Raw genomic sequence first — 17,031 nt, 5'->3', positions numbered from 1 at the left:
CACGGCGGTCCGTCCGGTTCATCTCGACACCTGCGCGACGGCCCCCCCTTATCGTCCGGGCGTGACCGCAAGCCCAGAAGACACGACCGGCAGGGAGCCCGCCCAGGCCAGCACCATCAGGCGGCTGTACTCGATGATCGAGATGCTCCGGATCAAGGACCGGACCGTCGAGGACCTGATCGCCCTCTTCGACGTTCCGAGGCGAACCGTCCTGCGCGACCTCAGCGCCGTGGACGCGATGGGACTGGGCTTACAGTGGTCGGCCGTCTACGGCTACAGGCTGCCGGCAGCGGCACCGACCTTCCGGCCGGTTGAGGCGCTGATGGTACACGCCGCTCTGCGGCTGCTCTACCACCACGCCTCCAGCAAGAACCGGGAATACCTGCTGGCCCTCGAAAAGCTCATTTCCGGCCTGCCTCCCAGTCTTCAGGAGGTGACGCGGCGATCGGTTCAGGACCTCACGCCCCAGCTCCGCAGTGACGGGGCTCTGGAGCGGGTCGGCGACGCCTGGGTCAACCGCCGGTATATCGCTTTCGACTACATGGAGCCAAACGGACTGCCTGAGCGCTGCGAGCTGGCCGTCTACTTCATCGAGATCTCGCGCGCCGATCTCGCGCCCTACGTGATCGGCATCGACCGGCAGCGGCGGGCTGCCGTCCGGACCTTCCGGTTGTCCCGCATGAAGCGCGTCGTGATGCTCGAAGACACCTACGAGATTCCGGCCGACTTCGACCCCAGGCTTCACCTGACCGACGCCTGGGGGGTGGTGGGGCAGCCGCGCGAGCCTGTCACTGCGACGCTGCGATTCGCCCAGGAAGCGGCTTCCCGGGTACTGGAAGGCGGCTTCCCGAACCTCACGGTCGAGGAAATAGGGACTGCGGACCACAGCCTGGTGGTGAAGGTGCGGGCGAGTCTGGACGCCGCCGGCCAGGCTCCGGAACTCCTTTCCTGGATTCTCGGGTGGGGGGCCCACGTGGAGGTCCTGGACCCACCCGACCTCCGGGAGCGCTGGCTTCAGGAGGCGCAGGCCATCACCGTGAAATTCGGCCGGACCATCCACTGAAGGTCGGGCAGCCGGGCGCGAGCCGGGCGCTTACAGGTCGGCCTGCCGTTTTGACTGGACCGGCTCCGCCTGCCCCTCCAGGGCCGCCTCCCCGGTGGTGTGGGGGCGGCTGGCCAGAGGATCGATGTCCGGGCTGTCCTTTTCTACGCTGTCCACCAGCACGTCCAGCATCCTGGCATCGCGGGCGGCCTGCACGGCCTTATGGGTCACGACCTCGCCGATATTCAGGATGATGCGGTCGTCCGGCGCGAGGATCACGCGGGTGACGGGACGGCCCAGCGCTTCCCGGACCCGCTGCTCCAGGGCTTCTCCTTCGCGGCGCTCCAGCGCCTCTTCCGCCTGTTCGCGTTTCTCGTCCAGCCAGTGACGGGCGCGGTCCAGCAGGTTGCCGGCCTGCTCACTCACACGTCCGGTACTCCGGCCCGTGGCCGCGGTGCCCGCCGCAGCCTCCACCAATGCCTGCTCCGCCCCGGCCTGACGAGCCCGTTCCAGCAGGGCCGGCGTCACGATCTGCCCCTGCGCGGCGATCAGGCTGCCCCCGGCCGTCCGCACGTCGGTCTTCGCACGGCGGCCGATGATCGTTGCCGGGGTACCCGCCTGCGTCTGGCGCAGGTCATCGACACTGTCCTGGAGCGCCCCGCCGGTCGCCGTCGCCGTCAATGCAGCTAGGCGCCCCGCCTGCTCGGCACGGTCGGCCTGCGCCCTAGTGATCGTCGCGCCGGCGGGCACGATGACCTCACCGGCCTCGGTCGCGACCTCGCTGCGGGCCGTCTTGCCGACCACATACACTTTCTGGCGTTCCGCCGCCGCGCCCCGCACGTCCTCGTAGGTGTCCTGCACGCGGTCACGGGCCTGACCGTAGGACTCGGCGATCGCTCCACCTGTCGCGGCCGTGGCGAGCGCGACGAGCTTTCCGGCCGCTTCGGCTGCCTCGGCGTGGGCGGCGGTGATCGTGTCCCCCTGGGCGACGATCAGGTGCCCGTCGTCGGTGGTGATGTCGCCGCCGGCCGTCTTGCCGACCACATAGTCCTTCTGACGCTCGCGGGTCGCCTCGGCGATGTTCTCGTAAGCGCCCTTCACGTTCTCTGCGGCGGTGTTCAGGGCGCCCTTCAGGCCGCCGTCCTCCTGCTCCTCCATCGCCTGCGCCACCGACGCGGGCACGATGGCGGTGTCCGCACCGATCTGCACACTTTCGGGTGCAGGGACGAAGGTCCGGCCGCTGCTCAGGTCGGAGAACAGGCCGCCGGTGGCCTCGTAGCCCTCGACCCGCCCGGTGTGCTCGTCGAAGAACACGTCCGCGATGCGGCCCAGATTCTGTCCGTCGGTGGTCAGGAGGGTCAGCCCGGCCAGACTGGTCTTGTTGTCCAGCGCTTCTTGCAGACGGCGGTCCTCACGGGTCGTGTTGACATCTTCCGGGCGGCCGATCATGACGGCGTCCTCACCGATACTGTGAACCCGCTCAAAGGGCACGACCTTCGCGGTGCTGAACCAGCCGCCCTCGTCCACCAGGAAACCGATGACCCAGTTGGCCTGCCGGTCGAAGATGATGTCGTACACCCGCTCGACTTTCTCGCCGGTGCTGAGGGCGATCACGTTGTGGTTCAGGACGTCGTTGCCTTTGATCATGGGGGTCTCCGGAAGGGAAAAATTTGTAGGGCGGCCAGCCCTGCCCGGCCGAAGCCGGAAGGCGGCGGGACAGGCTGGGGATACCGAAAGGGCTGGACAGAGAAAGCGGCGTGGGCCTTCAGCGCACCCGCTGCGCCTCGTCACTGGGCCGGGCCGTGACCTGCTGGCGGTCCTGTTCCTCGACACCGACCGGGGCGATCGCGCGCGCGACGACGGCGGCTAGAGCGCCCGCCAGGAGCGGAGCCGCGAAATAGACGAGATTGGCGAAGAACGAGCCTTTGAGGAGGTCACCCGTCAGCAGGACCAGGGCGATGGCCGGATTGAGGACCCCGCCGCTGCTGGGGCCGGCGATCGCGATGCCGACCGTCAGGGCGAGACCGATCGCCAGGGCGCTCGCTGCGGGCGTCGCCTTGGCCATCACGATCCGCACCACGACGAAGACCAGCAGGGCCGTGCCCAGCGACTCGAACCACACCGCGTTGGCGTGCGAGCCCGCGACCGGCAGCCGGCGGTCGACGAGCTGCCCGAAGCCCAGGGCCAGAAAAGCCCCGAGGACCTGAGCGACGAAATAGACCAGTCCCTCACGCCAGGGAAAGAGACGGGCCGCCACAAGCCCCAGGGTCACGGCCGGGTTGAGGTGCGAGCCGGACACCTGACCCAGGGCGATGACCATGACCAGCAGGGTCACCCCGACCAGGGCGAAGGTCAGGCCTGAGGGAGACAGCAGGGCAGCGATCACCAGAAAGAACGTACCGATGACTTCAGCGACGAAACGCCGCGAGAGGTTGGGGGCCGAGGTCATGGCCTACCACCCCCCCGGATTCTGTACGGACGCGAGGAGAAAAGGACCGGACTGATCGGGCGTCCAGCGGCGTTGCCGGCGGCGCGTTTCTGTGCGGGCAGAGGGAGAAAAGGTGGTCCCGGACGCAGGGGGGCCGATACGGCACGCCGCCGTCCGGACCACCCCACCGCCGGACCCCGGTTCAGCCATTGGGCCGGACCCAGCGCAGCAGCTCGAGGACCGACTGGACGAAGCCCAGGTGAATGACGTTGTAGTATTCCAGCGCCAGCACGAGACCGACGATCACGAGAACGACGACGAGAATCCACAGCCAGGCCAGGTTGCTTTTCGGTTTGTTCAGACGGGTCATGGGGCGCTCCTTTACGGGGAAATCAGGCTCAGTTGCGGCGCAGATCGTCGCGGACGTGGTTGGCCGTGCGCTGCGCGTCCCGTTTCAGGTCCCGTAAGCCGTCCTGGGCCTGATCCTTGAGGTCACGGAGCTTGTCCCCGGCCTGATCGGCCGCCCGGTCACCCGTCCGGTGCAGGTCGTCGCCGCCGCGCTGGAGGTCCCGCTTGAGGTCCTGGGCGCCGTCCTGCGCCTGATGCTTGAGATCGCGGAGCTTGTCCCCGGCCTGATCGGCGGCCTTCTCGCCGGCGTGGCGCAGTTCCTTGCCGGCGTCGCGCAGGGCGTCACGGGGATCGTTGCCGTCCACGAGGTCATGCGCGGCGTCCTTGGCGGCGTCTGCGGCGCGGGCGAGATTTCCCTCGACGCCGGGAATGAACCGCTTGACGAGGCGCTGGGCCTGATCGCGGAAGCCAGGGTTGGTGCGGTACAGGGCATAGACCCCGCCGGCCACCAGCACGAGGCCCCAGGGAAAGCCGCCGGAACGTTCGTGGCGCAGGCGCTCGACCTGGGCTTCGAGGCGGTGGATGTCCTTCTGCTGACGGGCGACGGTGGCGGCGAGATGGGCCTGGGTCTTGAGGGCACCCTTGGCGGCGCCGGCGGCGAGGCGATGCTGGAGGTGGTTCTGGGCGTTATGGACAGTGTCCTGAAGATCGTGGAGATGGTCGCTGAGCTGGGTCATGGGAGGGCCTCCTGAGGCGAAAGAGGGTGATTTGGACAAGGGCGGAAGCCATCCTCCGGGCTGGAGGACTGCGGTGAAGAAAGACGAGGTCTATCTGGTGAGGCGGCGATCTGCTGGCGATCACAGGGGGAGACTGACCGCTGTTTCAGAGTGTGGTCTGGCACGGATTTAGTTTTGAGAGTCAGATAAAGGTTCTTGAGGTGCCCATCTCCTTCAATGTCGAATAAAGGCATCGGCTTCACCGGAGCTTCATCTGGCAGGTCTGCGTTCCAGATTTATCTTCCCAGACGGCACTCACCGGTCGATCCCGGGCGCTTCTCCCGGAAATCGCCCAGGGTCAGCACACTGCTGATGCCCTACGACGCCGGGTGGTATCTGCCGGGTCAACTGTCACCAGCGGCAGCGAGGCCTCCTGAAGATGAGGCGGGTTTGCCGACGAACAGGTGACCCGCCAGACCGGGAGATTGGGCCCCAGAAGATTTCACCAGCGTCAGGGCCGCGCACCGACGAGAACCTGAGCGGGGAAGTGCCGGCCCGCCGGATGGCCCGACGTCAGGCACCCCCCAGCAGGTCGTCTCCAGGCCGACAGACACGGTCGCCTCCCGAGAGGATGTGAGGCCCTTCATGTTCCCGAGAGTCGCCTCGAGACCCGTGCCTGCTCGCGTCATCTCCCCTTAATCCGGCCGCAAGTACGGAGATGTCCCCATCCCCTTCCAGCACCTGAGTGCCCAGGTTCAGCCCCTGCGCAGGGATCCGCACCCCCATGTCAGGCGGGGGGCACCGCCATAGACGGCCTAACGCTCCGGGTTGACCGTCGACCCATCGGTCTGGGGCAGCTCGACCGGGCCGCTCTGCCCGGTGTCGCGGCGGCGTTCACGCCATTCCAGAACGTAGCCCATCGGATCGGGGTCGGGGTCGGTGTCCTGGGCGTAGGTATCCCGCCGGCCCTGGGTGGCCCGGAACAGATCGGCGAGGGGGGCTTTGGGCTCGCGCTTCTCGGTGAGCAGGCCGTTGCGCTCCTGGAAGGTGTCGGTGAGCTGCGTGTAGCAGAACCCCGCCAGCCCCATGCAGCGGTTCACCGCGCCCAGCAGCTCGGCATACACCTCCAGGAAATCCTCGCTGCTGCGTACCCGGCTGTAGCCCCATCCGGATTCGCCGCCCGGCGCATAGGCCACACCGCCGAATTCGCTCAGGATCACCGGGGTCCCGGGGTCCAGGTCGCCCAGCAGCAGCTGCCGCCCACCGGGCTGGTCATGGCGCAGGGTGGTCCAGGTCTTCTCGGGGGTGCCGTAACGGCGCTTCAGGACCTTGGCCCTGGGCGTGTAGTCGTGGATCCCGATCAGGTCGCCCACCATCGTCTCCCAGCCGTCGTTGCCCAGCACCGGGCGGGTGTCGTCCAGGCTGCGGGCGAGGTGGTAGAGCGACTGCACGAGGTGCCGGGCCCTGGGATGGGTGCGCAGGTCCGGCACGCCCCACGACTCGTTGAAGGGCACCCAGGCCGCCACGCAGGGCCGGCCCCGGTCGCGCCGGATCACCTCGGTCCACTCGCCGGTCAGGGCCGCCACGCTGCGGTCGCTGTAGGCGTAGGCGCTGGGCAGCTCGGTCCAGACGAGCACGCCGATCTGGTCGCACCAGTGCAGGAACCGGGGCGACTCGACCTTCTGGTGCATCCGCACGCCGTTGAAGCCCAGTCGGCGCACGAGTTCGGCGTCCAGGCGCATCTGCTCGTCGGTGGCGCTCATCAGGGTATCGGGCCAGTAGCCCTGGTTGAGCACCAGCCGCAGCCTGTAGGGCAGCCCGTTGAGCAGGAACCGGCCCTGCGCCCAGCCGAACTCGCGCAGGGCGGTGGTGCTGCCGACCTCGTCCACCACCTCGTCGCCGCGCAGCAGCCAGGCCCGGACCTCGATGAGCTGCGGGTGCTCGGGCGACCACAGCAGGTCGCGGCGGTGGTCGTCGATGCCGCCGTCCGCGAGGTGGATGGTCCGGGTCAGCTCGGGGCCGGTCACGCGGTAGAGGTCGTCGCTGAGCACCTCGCCGCGCGCCTGGAGCCGGAGCCTCAGCCGCCACTCGCCCGCCTCCCCCGCCGGGACTGCGTTCAGGCGGGCGCGCAGGCGCAGGCTCCAGGACGTCAGGTCGGGCGTGCCCTCGAGCTCGGTGAGGTGCAGCGCCGGGACGTGTTCCAGCCACACCGACTGCCACAGGCCCGTCGTGCGCGGATACCAGATCTTGTGCGACTCGTCCGGCAGCCAGTCCTGCTTGCCGCGGGGCTGGTCCAGGGCCAGCGGGTCGTCGTCCACCCGGACCGTCAGCGTCAGGGGACCGGTCCCGAGATGCGGCGTGAGGTCGAAGCTGAAGGGCGTATGCCCGCCGACGTGTTCGCCCAGGTACGCCTCGCCCAGCCACACCCGCGCGTGGTAGTCGGCCGCGCCGAAATGCAGCAGGACCTGCCCGCCGCCGCGCCACGCCGCCGGCACTTCCAGGTCGCGGCGGTACCACACCGTGTGCAGGAAGCCCGGCAGCGACAGGCCACTCGCCGCACTCTCGGGCGGGAAAGGCACCAGGATGCGCATGGCCCCGTCCAGCGCCCCCGCGTCCGGCCCGACCCCGAACGCCCAGGGACCGTCCAGGCTCTGCCAGGTGTCCGGCGCGCGCTCCAGGGCGGGGCGGGGGTAGGGGGCGGCGGCGGTCGTGGGCCGGACGGCGGAGGGCGACATGCCTCCTATCCTGTCACCCCGACTCGGATACTTTCAACTTAATTCGTGGGTTTTCGGTGGGGGAAGGCGCCTCGGTGCGGCGGGCCGGGTTGCTAGAGTGGGCGCCAGGAGGTTGGCCCCCTGTCGAAACAGACGCCCAGACGGCGCGAGGCACGCACATTGATGGTCGAGGGCACCCACCTCGTCAAGGTGACGCACGCGCTGAGCAACGACACCCGCATGCTGATCCTAAGCCTGCTCTCCAGCCAGGTGCTGAACCTGACGGAGCTCACGGCGGCGCTCGCCATGCCCGCCTCGACCGTGAGTTTCCACATCAAGCGGCTGGAAGACGCCGGGCTGCTGCACGTCGAGTACGTGCCGGGCACGCGCGGCGCACAGAAACTCATCAGCAAGCGCTACGACGAACTGCTGCTCACCCTGCCGGGCGCGGCGGTCGTGCAGGACAGCCAGGACGTGGTGGTCAGCATGCCAGTGGGCAACTACACCCTGATCCGCGCCGCGCCGAGCTGCGGCCTGGCCGCCGAGCACAAGATCATCGGGATGCTCGACGACCCGCGCTCCTTCTACGAGCCCGAGCATGTCTTCGCGCAGATCCTGTGGTTCCGCGCCGGCTACGTCGAGTACGCCTTTCCCAACAACGTGCCCTACGGCGCGGCCCCGACCCGTTTCGAGCTGAGCCTGGAACTGTGCTCGGAGGCCCCTCATTTCGACGAGCACTGGCCCTCGGACATCACGCTGTGGATCAACGACGTGGAGGTCGGCACCTGGACCTCGCCCGGCGACTTCGGGGGCGTGCGCGCCCGCCTGACTCCGGCGTGGTGGGCCGAGGACCAGACGACCCACGGCCTGCTCAAGCGCTGGCTGGTCACGCCGCAGGGCGCCTGGATCGACGGGGAGCCGCTCTCGGACGTGACGCTGGAACGGCTCAACCTCACGCGCGACCACCACATCCGGGTGCGCCTGGGCATCAAGGAAGGCGCCCGGCACGCGGGCGGCCTGAATCTGTTCGGCCGCGCCTTCGGCAACTACCCCCAGGACATCGTGCTGCGCCTGGGCTACGAATCGCCGCCCGCCGACCCTTCCTCCTGAGGCGAGGCGACTCTGGACGCACAAACATACGGCGGCCTAAAACCCACGAATTTTGTTGACGGTTTTGGGCGGGAGTGTTACAGTCCGGGGGTCTACACATCTGGTCGTGGGCACCGTCCGAGGTGCGCACCGCAGTCGGTCCTCCGGTGGTCTGCACCTGGGGCCCGCGCCGCCCGGCCGACCCTGCGGGGTCCCGCTCCCTCTTCCGTCCTTCAAGGAGGAACCGTCATGCGCCGCGTCACCCCCCTGCTCGCCCTGCTGGCCCTGGGCACCGCCGGAGCCCAGAAAGTTTCGCTCACGTTCCTGCACGGCTTCACCGGTCCCGACCGTCCCGTCATGGAAGGCCTGATCAAGAAGTTCAACGACACGCACCCCAACATCGAGGTGCGCGCGCAGGCCCAGCCCTGGGCCACAACCTGGCAGCAGTTGCCGGCGCTGGTCGCTTCCGGGCGCGCGCCCGACGTGGCCGTCATCAACGAGGACCAGATCACCGGCTTCGTCGCGCGCGGGGCCGTCTCGCCGCTGACCCCGGCCGAGCTGAGCGGCGCGGGCATCAGCAAGACCCGGTTCTTCGGGCCGCTGTTCGCCACCGCCGACTACAAGGGGCAGTCCTACGGCGTGCCGATTTCCAGCGTGGCCTACGTCATGTTCTACAACAAGGACCTGATGAAGAAGATCGGCCTGGACCCCGCCAAGCCCCCGCGCACCCGCGCCGAGTTCCTGCGCGCCGCGCAGCTGTGTACGGTGGACAAGAGCGGCAAGAACTCGACCCAGGCGGGCTTCGATCCCAAGAACCTCGACACCTGGGGCGTGAGCCTGTACAACAACTGGGTGGGCTCGCGCGCCGCCTACGCCGCCATCCTGCAAAACGGCGGCGCCCTGACCGACAAGAACCAGAACGCGGCCTTCAACTCGCCGCAGGCCGTGAGCGCCGTGCAGTTCCTGGTGGACCTCGTGCAGAAGCAGCATGTGGCGCGCCCCAACAGCACCGAGGAAGCCGAGCTGGCCGCCTTCTCGCAGGGCAAGGTCTGCATGTTCCCCAGCGGGCAGTGGTACCTCGACCGCTTCGAGACCCAGAAGATGAATTTCGGCGTGACCTTTTTGCCGCGTATCGGCGGCAACGTGCGTGACGCCGCCTGGGGTGGGTCGAGCCACCTGACGCTGCTCAAGCAGCGCCCCGGCTACAGCGCCGACAAGCGCCGCGCCGCCCTGGAGTTCATCGCCTGGCTCAGCCAGCCCGCCCAGAACCTGACCTGGACGGCCACCGGCAGCCTGCCCACCCAGGCCGCCGTGGCGAGCAACGCGCAGTTCGCCAAGGCCCCCATCAGCGGCATCTTCGACCGTCTGAACAGTGTGTACGCCACGAGCGGCTACCCCTGGGTCGGGCAGGTCATGGGGCCCTTCGACGCCGCCTGGGAGGCCGCCTATCTGGGCAAGAAGACCGTGTCCCAGGCCCTGAACGACGGCGTGAGCGAGGCCAACAAGCAGATCGAGCAGGCCCGCAAGAACTTCCAGTAGGCCCCCGACCCGGCGCGGGACCCGTGCGGCCCGGGGAAAATGCCCTTCTCGGCAACCGCCGCGCCGGTCCCGCGCCCCTGCACAGGAGCGCCAGAAGCCATGACCGACCAAGCGTCCCCGCATTCCGACCACGCGGCGCGGCGGGGAGACGCCCCACGCGCCCGCACCTTCAGGGCCGAGCCGTACCTGTACCTGCTGCCGCACGCGCTGCTGTTTTTCGTCTTCACGGTGTACCCGGTGGGCTACGGGCTGTACATCGGCATGCACCGCTGGGACCTGCTGAGCAGCGTGCAGAGCTTCGTGGGCCTGGAATTCTTCCGCAACCTGTTCGTGCCCGGCACGCCGCAGTTCGACTTCTTCTGGCGCACGCTGCTGAATACGGCGCTGTTCACGGTGGTCAGCGTGCCGCTGCTCGTCGCGGCGGCGCTGGGGCTGGCGCTGCTGCTCCAGCGGCCCATCTTCGGGCGCACCTTCTTCCGGGCGGTGTTCTTTTTGCCGGGCGTCCTGACGGTCTCGGTCATGGGCATCCTGTGGCGCTGGATGTTCGACAACCAGATCGGACTGGTGAACGCCGCGCGCGAGGCCCTGACCGGCGCCTCCCCCATTCCCTGGCTCTCGACCGAGGGGCTGGCCTGGGTGCCCATCGTGGTCGGCACCGTGTGGTGGACGGTGGGCTTCAACATGACGCTGTATCTCGCCGCCCTGAGCAACGTGCCCGCGAGCCTGTACGAGGCGGCGGCGCTGGACGGCGCGACCCCCGGCCAGCAGTTCCGGCACATCACCTGGCCGCTGCTGGCCCCCCAGACCCTGTTCGTGTTCATCACGACGGCGCTGGCCTCCTTTCAGCTGTTCGGGCAGTCGCTCGTTATCACGGCGGGCGGCCCCAACCGCAGCACCCAGAGCGTGATCCAGTACATCACCGAGGAAGGCTTCACGAACAACCAGATCTCCAGCGCGGCGGCGATGGGCTTCGTCTTCGGTCTGATGATGCTGATCTTCACGGCGGCGCAGTTCGGGCTGATGGCCCGTGACGTGAAGGGGGCCTCGTGAGCGCGCCCGTACCCACCGCGCGGCCAGGACCCAGGCCGCGCCGGCGCTTTCCGCGCGAGGTGCCGCGCTTCCTGCTGCTGTGCGTGCTGGCCGCACTGTTCCTGGCGCCGGTGTACTGGATGCTCTCCACGTCCTTCAAGACCGAGGCCGACGCCATCGTCTCGCCGGTGCAGTGGTGGCCGCTGCGGCCCACGCTGGACAACTACCGCGAGGTGCTCACCTCGCCCGACGGCAACATCCTGCGCTGGACGTGGAACTCGCTGGTGGTCGCGCTGACCTTCACCGCGTTGCACGTGCTGCTGTGCGCACTGACGGCCTACCCGCTGGCGCGTATGCGCTTTCCGGGGCGCGACACCTGGTTCTGGTTCATCCTGTCGAGCCTGATGATTCCGGGCATCGTGACCCTGGTCCCGACCTACATCATGATGCTCAATTTCGGCTGGATCAACTCGTACCACGCCCTGATCTGGCCGGGCATCAGCGGGGTGTTCGGGGTCTTCTTGCTGCGGCAGTTCTTCCAGGGCATTCCGCGCGAGCTGGAGGAAGCCGCCAAACTCGACGGGGCGAACAGCCTGCTCATCTGGTGGCGCATCATCCTGCCGCTGAGCCTGCCAGCGGTCGTCACGCTGGCGGTGTTCGCCTTTATGGGGTCGTGGAACAACTTCCTGTGGCCGCTGTACACCGTGACCGACGTGGACAAGATGACGCTGCCGGTGGGCATCACGACCTTCTCGCAGCGCTACGTCACCGAATACGGCAAGTTGATGGCCTCGACCACCCTGGCGGCGGTGCCGGCCCTGGTCGCCTACCTGATCGCGCAGCGTTTTCTCGAAGCGGGCCTGTCCACGACGGGCCTCAAGGAGTAGTTCATGCTCAAGTGTGCCCCGGCGCTGCTGGCCCTGGCCGCCGCCCTGCCCCTGCTCACCTCGGGGGCCGGGGGCGGGCCGGCGCCTGCCCGGACCTTCACCAATCCGGTCGTGGACGCCAACTTTCCCGACCCCTTCATCCTGCGCAGCGGCGGGGCGTATCACGCCTACGCCACCAACGGCGCGGGCGGCAACGTGCCGCACATGACCAGCCGTGACCTCGTCCACTGGGAGCGGGCCGGCGACGCCCTGCCGACCCTGCCCGATTGGGTCCAGCCGGGCCTGACCTGGGCGCCCGAAGTGACCAAACTGCGTGGGCAGTACGTGCTGTACTTCACCGCCCGCGACCGCGCCAGTGGCCGCCAGTGCATCGGGGCCGCCGTGTCGGCCTCGCCCGCCGGACCGTTCCGGGGGGCGGGCAGCGGGCCGCTCGTGTGCCAGGTGGCCGAGGGGGGCAGCATCGACGCCAGCCCGTTTGTGGACCAGGACGGCCGCGCCTACCTGCTGTGGAAGAACGACGGCAACTGCTGCAACCTCGCCACGCACCTGTACGTGCAGCCGCTGAGCGCCGACGGCCTCAAGCTGACCGGCAAGGCGACCGCCCTCATCCAGAATTTCGCGCTGTGGGAGGGCAACGTCATCGAGGCGCCGACCCTGTACCGGCGCGGCGACTTCTACTACCTGCTGTACTCGGCTGGGCCCTTCGACTCGGACCTGTATGCGGTGGGCTACGCGGTCGCCCGCAAGGTCACGGGGCCGTACCGCAAGGCCGCCGAGAACCCGATTCTGGTCTCGAAGGGAGAGGTGGCCGGGCCGGGGCACCAGAGCGTCGTGACCGACGCGGCCGGGCAGACCTGGCTCGCCTACCACGCCTGGACCCAGGGCCAGATCGGCGACGACAGGGGGTACCGCAGCATGCGGCTCGACCGGATCTCCTTCCGGGACGGCGCCGTGAAGGTGCAGGGCCCGACCCTGACGCCCCAGCCCGCCCCGGCGGTGGCCCCATGAGCGACGCCGTGGCGGCCGACCTCCTGCCGACCGGACCACTGCACGAGGCCTATTTCGCCGATCCCTTCGTGCTGCTCCATGAGGGCCGCTACTACGCCTATGGCACGGCCGGACTGGTGGACGGGCGGGCCTTCGGGGTCCTGACCTCGGCCGACCTGCGCGAGTGGCAGGCCTGCGGCGGGGCGCTGGAACCCATCAGCGACGAGCCGCGCGACTACTGGGCGCCGGAAGTGGCCCACGAGGACGGCCAGTTCTACATGTACTACTCGGTGGGCATCGGGGACCAGGGCCATCACCTGCGCGTCGCGGTGGCCGACAGGCCGGCCGGCCCCTTTCGTGACCTGGGCCTGAACCTCACGCCGGACGAGCCCTTCGCCATCGACCCGCACCCCTTCCGGGCCAGCAGCGGCGAGTGGTTCCTGTATTTTGCGCGCGACGACCTGGGGGGCGAGCGCCCCGGCACCGTGCTGTGCGTGGCGCCACTGCGCGGCATGACCCGGCTGGGCGAGATCCGTACCGTGCTGCGGGCCAGCGGCGACTGGCAGCGGTACCAGTCGGGGCGGGCGATGTACGGCGGTGTCCACGACTGGCACACGCTGGAAGGGGCCTTCGTCGTGGAGCGTCATGGGCAGTTCCACCTGCTGTATTCGGGCGGCGCCTGGACCGGCGAGGGCTACGGCGTGGGTCACGCGGTCGCCGACCATCCACTGGGCCCCTTCCACGAACCGCAGCAGGCGGCGACCGTGCTGCGCTCCGGCGCGGGCCTCACCGGCCCCGGCCACGCCAGCGTGACGCAGCGCGGCGGCGAGGACATCCTGGTGTTCCACGCCTGGAATCCCGAGCACACCAAACGGCAGCTCCACGCCGCGCCGCTGGACTGGTCCGGGGGCGTGCCCCGGGTCCGGCGCTCCTGATTGAACAGCTTCTCCCGCCCACCTCATCCCCCTGTCCTGGAGGTTCCATGCTGAAGTGGAGTGTTTCGCTGCCCCTCACCCTGACCCTCGCCGCCTGCGGCCAGCTCGCCACGGTCGCGCCCACCGCCAGTCAGACCGCGCCGCCCGCACTGCTTACCCCCCAGGGCCAGACCAGCATCCGCAACGCCGACCCCAGTGTGCTGCGCGTAGGCTCCACCTACTACTCGGTCGAGTCGGACGGCAACAATATCTATACCCGCGCCGCCGGCAGTGTGGACGCCCTGGCGGCAGCGCCGCGCGTGCTCATCTGGGCGAGTGCGAAGAATCTGCCCAACGTGTGGGCCCCGGAAATCGTGCGCGAGCCGGCCGACGGGCGCTACTACATCTACTTCGCGGCCGGGGACGGGGGCGGCGGGCAGCGTATGTACGTGTCGTCCTCGGCCAGCCCGGGCAGCGGCTACAGCGATCCGCAGCGCATGTCCCTGCCCGACGACCGCTGGGCCATCGACGGCACGGCCTTCACGTTCGGGGGCACACGCTGGTTCGTATGGTCCGGCTGGGCGGGCACCACCAACGGCGAGCAGAATCTCTACGTCGCCCGCATGAACACCCCAACCTCGACAACCGGGGCGCGATACATCATCTCGCAGCCGCGCGAGGGCTGGGAGCAGGCCGACCCCTCACCGCCCACCCGCGTCAACGAGGCGCCCGAGCCGGTCGTGGACCCGAGTGGGCAGCTGCACATCGTGTACTCGGCCAACGGCAGCTGGGCGGCGAACTACTGCCTCGCCGACCTGCGCCTGAGCAGCGGCGGCGACCCGACCAACGTGTGGGCGTGGTACAAGTCCAACGGCTGCCTGTTCGGCTCCAACGGCAGCCTGATGATGAGCGGCTGGGACCCCACGCTGAATGTCAATGGGCCGGGGCACCACAGTTTCGTGCTGCTGAACGGCGACGTTTCGACCAGCCCGCCCTCGGGGTCGCGCTTTCCCCTGATGTTCCACGCCGTGCCCAAATCCCTGAACTACACCTGGGGCAACCGCTCGTGGTACAGCGGCACGTTCATGTGGTGGGGCAATACGGCCTATACGCGCGGCCCCGGCAACGGCCCGACGAGCAACACCGGCTGGAGCCTAAAGTTCTTCGAGTAGGGTGCCGCGCCTGCCCTACCGAAATCCGCCTGTGGGACGCGCCAAGTTGAGCCTCCGGCCTGCCGCTGTCCATATCCGAGCCGGGCGGCTCTCCCGAACCCGGATGGGCCAGACTCCTCCGGGTCGGGGAGACAGATGGTTTCAACAGAGTTGTTCTCCAGGGCTGACCCCTAAAACTCGGAACGTCCTGGCCGGGGCGTTCCGTCCCTCTTCCTCTCCCGGTCTACGCTGGCCTCATGCCGGGCCCCGAGCCCATGACCCCCGAGAGCTTCCAGCGGTCTCGTCGGCGTTCAGTGTCCACCTAGGCCGCAGAGAAGGTCGGAATTGGCCGATGAGCCGCCGAGGAAGCGTCTATATGCTCGGCAGCGGAATTCCAGAGACTCCTGCCCGACGGAGCAGCGACACCGGACAACTTCCGCTCCGGTCTCTACAATACGGAGCGCGGTCAAAATATCGGCGTGCTGTGGGAGCAGCCGACGCAGCCGGATAGACGACAGGTTACCTTCATCGAGGTGGCAGCCGAACACCGGCGGCACGGCTACAGCCGTCAGGCCTTCGCCCCGCCCAAACAGCATCTGGGGGCGCAGGGGGACACATACCGTCCAGCTCCATATTCTCAGACACGACCGTCCAGCCCGGCAGTCTACGAACGAAGTTTGAGCCCAGCATCACGATCCGGAAGACCCTGGCGGAACCTGGGAGGCTCGTCCACCTGTAGTCCGATCTGGCGCCACAGACGGCAGCGCCGGTCCACAGTGACCCGGACCCTTCAGGGGGCCAGTATCCGTGCAGGCCGCCTCAGCTCGCGTGTGGAGTCTGGAGCGCCTCGGGGGTGAAGCTGTGCTGGCGCAACCAGATTTCGCAGAGCTGCTGGGCCTGGGCCTGCACTTCCAGAAAGGTCATGGGCTTCTGCCAGCAGGGGCAGGCCAGCGTGCCCGCCTCGTCCTGCGCCCAGACTTCCCTGGGCGTCTGCGAATACAGCAGGACCGGCAGGGCACCCAGAAGGGGTTGACGACGGGCGGTGCGGAGCCACTCCCAGCCGTCCATCCGGGGCATCGAGAGGTCCAGCAGCACCAGATCGGGCAACTGGCCTTTGCGGGCCTGCGACTCGGCCCACTGGAGCGCCGCCACGGGCTGGGTATAGGGGACCAGTTGAACGTTCGGGTAGGCCTCGAAGGCCGCGGCCAGGAGATACAGGTCCGCCTCGTTGTCGTCGATGAGGAGAACCTGGAACTTCGGCATCCCCACAGTCTGTGGATTCGGCTCCGGAAGGGGTGAGGGAGCGGAAGAGGAAACCTTAAGGCAGCGCCGGAAGGGCGAAGAGATGTCCGGACCAGTAGGTGACGAAGGCTTCGATCTGCTGCAGGAAGCTTCCGAAATCGGACGATTTGACGAGGTAGCCGCTGGCCTGGAGGGCGTAGGCGGCCTCGATATCCAGCCGGGCGTGAGAGGTCGTGAGCATGACCACGGGGATGTGGTGGAGCGTAGGCGACTGCTTCACCTCGGTGAGGACGTCGAGGCCGCTCATCCCGGGCATGTTGAGATCGAGGAGCAGAACATCCGGGAGGGGGGCGTCGGGGGTGTTCAGGTGGGCCAGCGCGGTGTCGCCACTCTCGGTCAGGGTAAGGCTGACAGTGCCCCCGTGCGCCGAGAAGACCTCCTGGGCCAGGAAACGGTCCGCAGGGCTGTCGTCGACGAGGAGCACCCGGAGCAGTGGCATCCTGCTACCGTAGCGCATCTCGCTCTGGGGCAACAGCCGCCCTGAACTCGGCGCAGGAAAACCGAGGCGGACTTCCTTCTGCACCATGAGGAGAGACTTTTCCGACGACAAGTTGCATGTCAGTGCCAGCTGTGGTCGGTCAGCCGCCATGTCGTGAGGGTGGCCCATGCGTCAATTCGCCAACAGGCCACTTCTTTACGGCTCGACCGGCCCGGTCCCGAAGCAGGTCGCGCACCTGACCCTCTCCCGTAGCGCCATTCAAATCGGCTTTCACTCCACACAGGACACTCCAACTCTGGACGGTTCAAATTGAGGAGGTACGACATGAAGAAGGTGGGCGCTGTTCTGCTCGCTGCCGTGTTCGCCGGTTTCGCCTCACCGCCCCTACGCCCCTACCGATCAGCCTGATGGGGCCAATCGGTTACTGGGCGGGCTGAGCCTCTCCC

At 68.3% G+C, this 17,031-nt stretch carries 15 protein-coding genes; 8 read left to right on the top strand and 7 right to left on the bottom strand.

Going from position 1 to position 17,031, the window contains the following annotated elements:
• The first annotated feature begins 61 nt into the window (after positions 1–61).
• The gene (locus tag DGO_RS21580) at positions 62–1,063 is read left to right on the top strand and encodes a helix-turn-helix transcriptional regulator (protein ID WP_169330992.1); all 1,002 of its coding nucleotides are present in this window, start codon (positions 62–64) and stop codon (positions 1,061–1,063) included.
• A 30-nt stretch (positions 1,064–1,093) separates the two neighbouring features.
• Here DGO_RS21580 and DGO_RS03530 read toward each other — a convergent pair whose 3' ends face one another.
• From DGO_RS03530 to DGO_RS03515, 5 genes are all read right to left on the bottom strand, one after another.
• Positions 1,094–2,689, bottom strand: a complete 1,596-nt coding sequence (locus DGO_RS03530; RefSeq protein ID WP_014684115.1) for a PRC-barrel domain-containing protein — start codon at positions 2,687–2,689, stop codon at positions 1,094–1,096.
• Between the two features lie 118 nt (positions 2,690–2,807).
• Positions 2,808–3,491 carry an MIP/aquaporin family protein gene (locus tag DGO_RS03525; RefSeq protein WP_014684114.1) on the bottom strand — a complete coding sequence of 228 codons (684 nt, stop codon included), beginning with the start codon at positions 3,489–3,491 and terminating at the stop codon, positions 2,808–2,810.
• Between the two features lie 181 nt (positions 3,492–3,672).
• Positions 3,673–3,840: a hypothetical protein gene (locus DGO_RS23755; RefSeq protein WP_014684113.1), complete on the bottom strand. Its 168-nt coding sequence runs from the start codon at positions 3,838–3,840 to the stop codon at positions 3,673–3,675.
• Between the two features lie 28 nt (positions 3,841–3,868).
• Positions 3,869–4,555, bottom strand: a complete 687-nt coding sequence (locus tag DGO_RS03520; protein WP_014684112.1) for a YtxH domain-containing protein — start codon at positions 4,553–4,555, stop codon at positions 3,869–3,871.
• Positions 4,556–5,349: 794 nt separating this feature from the next.
• Complete coding sequence (locus DGO_RS03515) at positions 5,350–7,269, bottom strand: glycoside hydrolase family 2 protein (RefSeq protein ID WP_050920673.1); 1,920 nt, start codon at positions 7,267–7,269, stop codon at positions 5,350–5,352.
• 162 nt (positions 7,270–7,431) lie between these two features.
• Between DGO_RS03515 and DGO_RS03510 the strand changes: the two genes are divergently transcribed.
• The 7 genes from DGO_RS03510 to DGO_RS03480 all read left to right on the top strand — a co-directional run bounded on the left by DGO_RS03510 (position 7,432) and on the right by DGO_RS03480 (position 14,865).
• The gene (locus DGO_RS03510; RefSeq protein WP_014684110.1) at positions 7,432–8,358 is read left to right on the top strand and encodes an ArsR/SmtB family transcription factor; all 927 of its coding nucleotides are present in this window, start codon (positions 7,432–7,434) and stop codon (positions 8,356–8,358) included.
• 228 nt (positions 8,359–8,586) lie between these two features.
• The gene (locus DGO_RS03505) at positions 8,587–9,876 is read left to right on the top strand and encodes an ABC transporter substrate-binding protein (RefSeq protein ID WP_043800923.1); all 1,290 of its coding nucleotides are present in this window, start codon (positions 8,587–8,589) and stop codon (positions 9,874–9,876) included.
• A gap of 99 nt (positions 9,877–9,975) precedes the next feature.
• Positions 9,976–10,926: a carbohydrate ABC transporter permease gene (locus DGO_RS03500; protein WP_083847196.1), complete on the top strand. Its 951-nt coding sequence runs from the start codon at positions 9,976–9,978 to the stop codon at positions 10,924–10,926.
• Complete coding sequence (locus DGO_RS03495) at positions 10,923–11,792, top strand: carbohydrate ABC transporter permease (RefSeq protein ID WP_043800918.1); 870 nt, start codon at positions 10,923–10,925, stop codon at positions 11,790–11,792. Before DGO_RS03500 ends, DGO_RS03495 begins: the two co-directional genes overlap by 4 nt.
• Positions 11,793–11,795: 3 nt before the next feature.
• Positions 11,796–12,800, top strand: a complete 1,005-nt coding sequence (locus tag DGO_RS03490) for a glycoside hydrolase family 43 protein (protein WP_083847195.1) — start codon at positions 11,796–11,798, stop codon at positions 12,798–12,800.
• Complete coding sequence (locus DGO_RS03485; protein WP_014684104.1) at positions 12,797–13,714, top strand: glycoside hydrolase family 43 protein; 918 nt, start codon at positions 12,797–12,799, stop codon at positions 13,712–13,714. Before DGO_RS03490 ends, DGO_RS03485 begins: the two co-directional genes overlap by 4 nt.
• 47 nt (positions 13,715–13,761) lie before the next feature.
• Positions 13,762–14,865 carry a glycoside hydrolase family 43 protein gene (locus DGO_RS03480; RefSeq protein ID WP_014684103.1) on the top strand — a complete coding sequence of 368 codons (1,104 nt, stop codon included), beginning with the start codon at positions 13,762–13,764 and terminating at the stop codon, positions 14,863–14,865.
• 798 nt (positions 14,866–15,663) lie between these two features.
• On the opposite strand, the gene DGO_RS20950 is transcribed toward DGO_RS03480, so the two are convergent.
• Both DGO_RS20950 and DGO_RS03470 read right to left on the bottom strand, forming a co-directional pair.
• Positions 15,664–16,107 (bottom strand): response regulator, encoded by a 444-nt coding sequence (locus DGO_RS20950; RefSeq protein ID WP_014684102.1) that lies wholly within the window; start codon positions 16,105–16,107, stop codon positions 15,664–15,666.
• Between the two features lie 55 nt (positions 16,108–16,162).
• The gene (locus DGO_RS03470) at positions 16,163–16,585 is read right to left on the bottom strand and encodes a response regulator (protein WP_043803070.1); all 423 of its coding nucleotides are present in this window, start codon (positions 16,583–16,585) and stop codon (positions 16,163–16,165) included.
• Positions 16,586–17,031: the final 446 nt, after the last annotated feature.

The sequence above is a fragment of the Deinococcus gobiensis I-0 genome, assembly GCF_000252445.1.
In the GTDB taxonomy this organism is placed as follows: domain Bacteria; phylum Deinococcota; class Deinococci; order Deinococcales; family Deinococcaceae; genus Deinococcus; species Deinococcus gobiensis.
The sequence above is the reverse complement of the archived record's forward strand: the minus strand, read 5'-3'. Positions and strand labels throughout refer to the sequence as shown.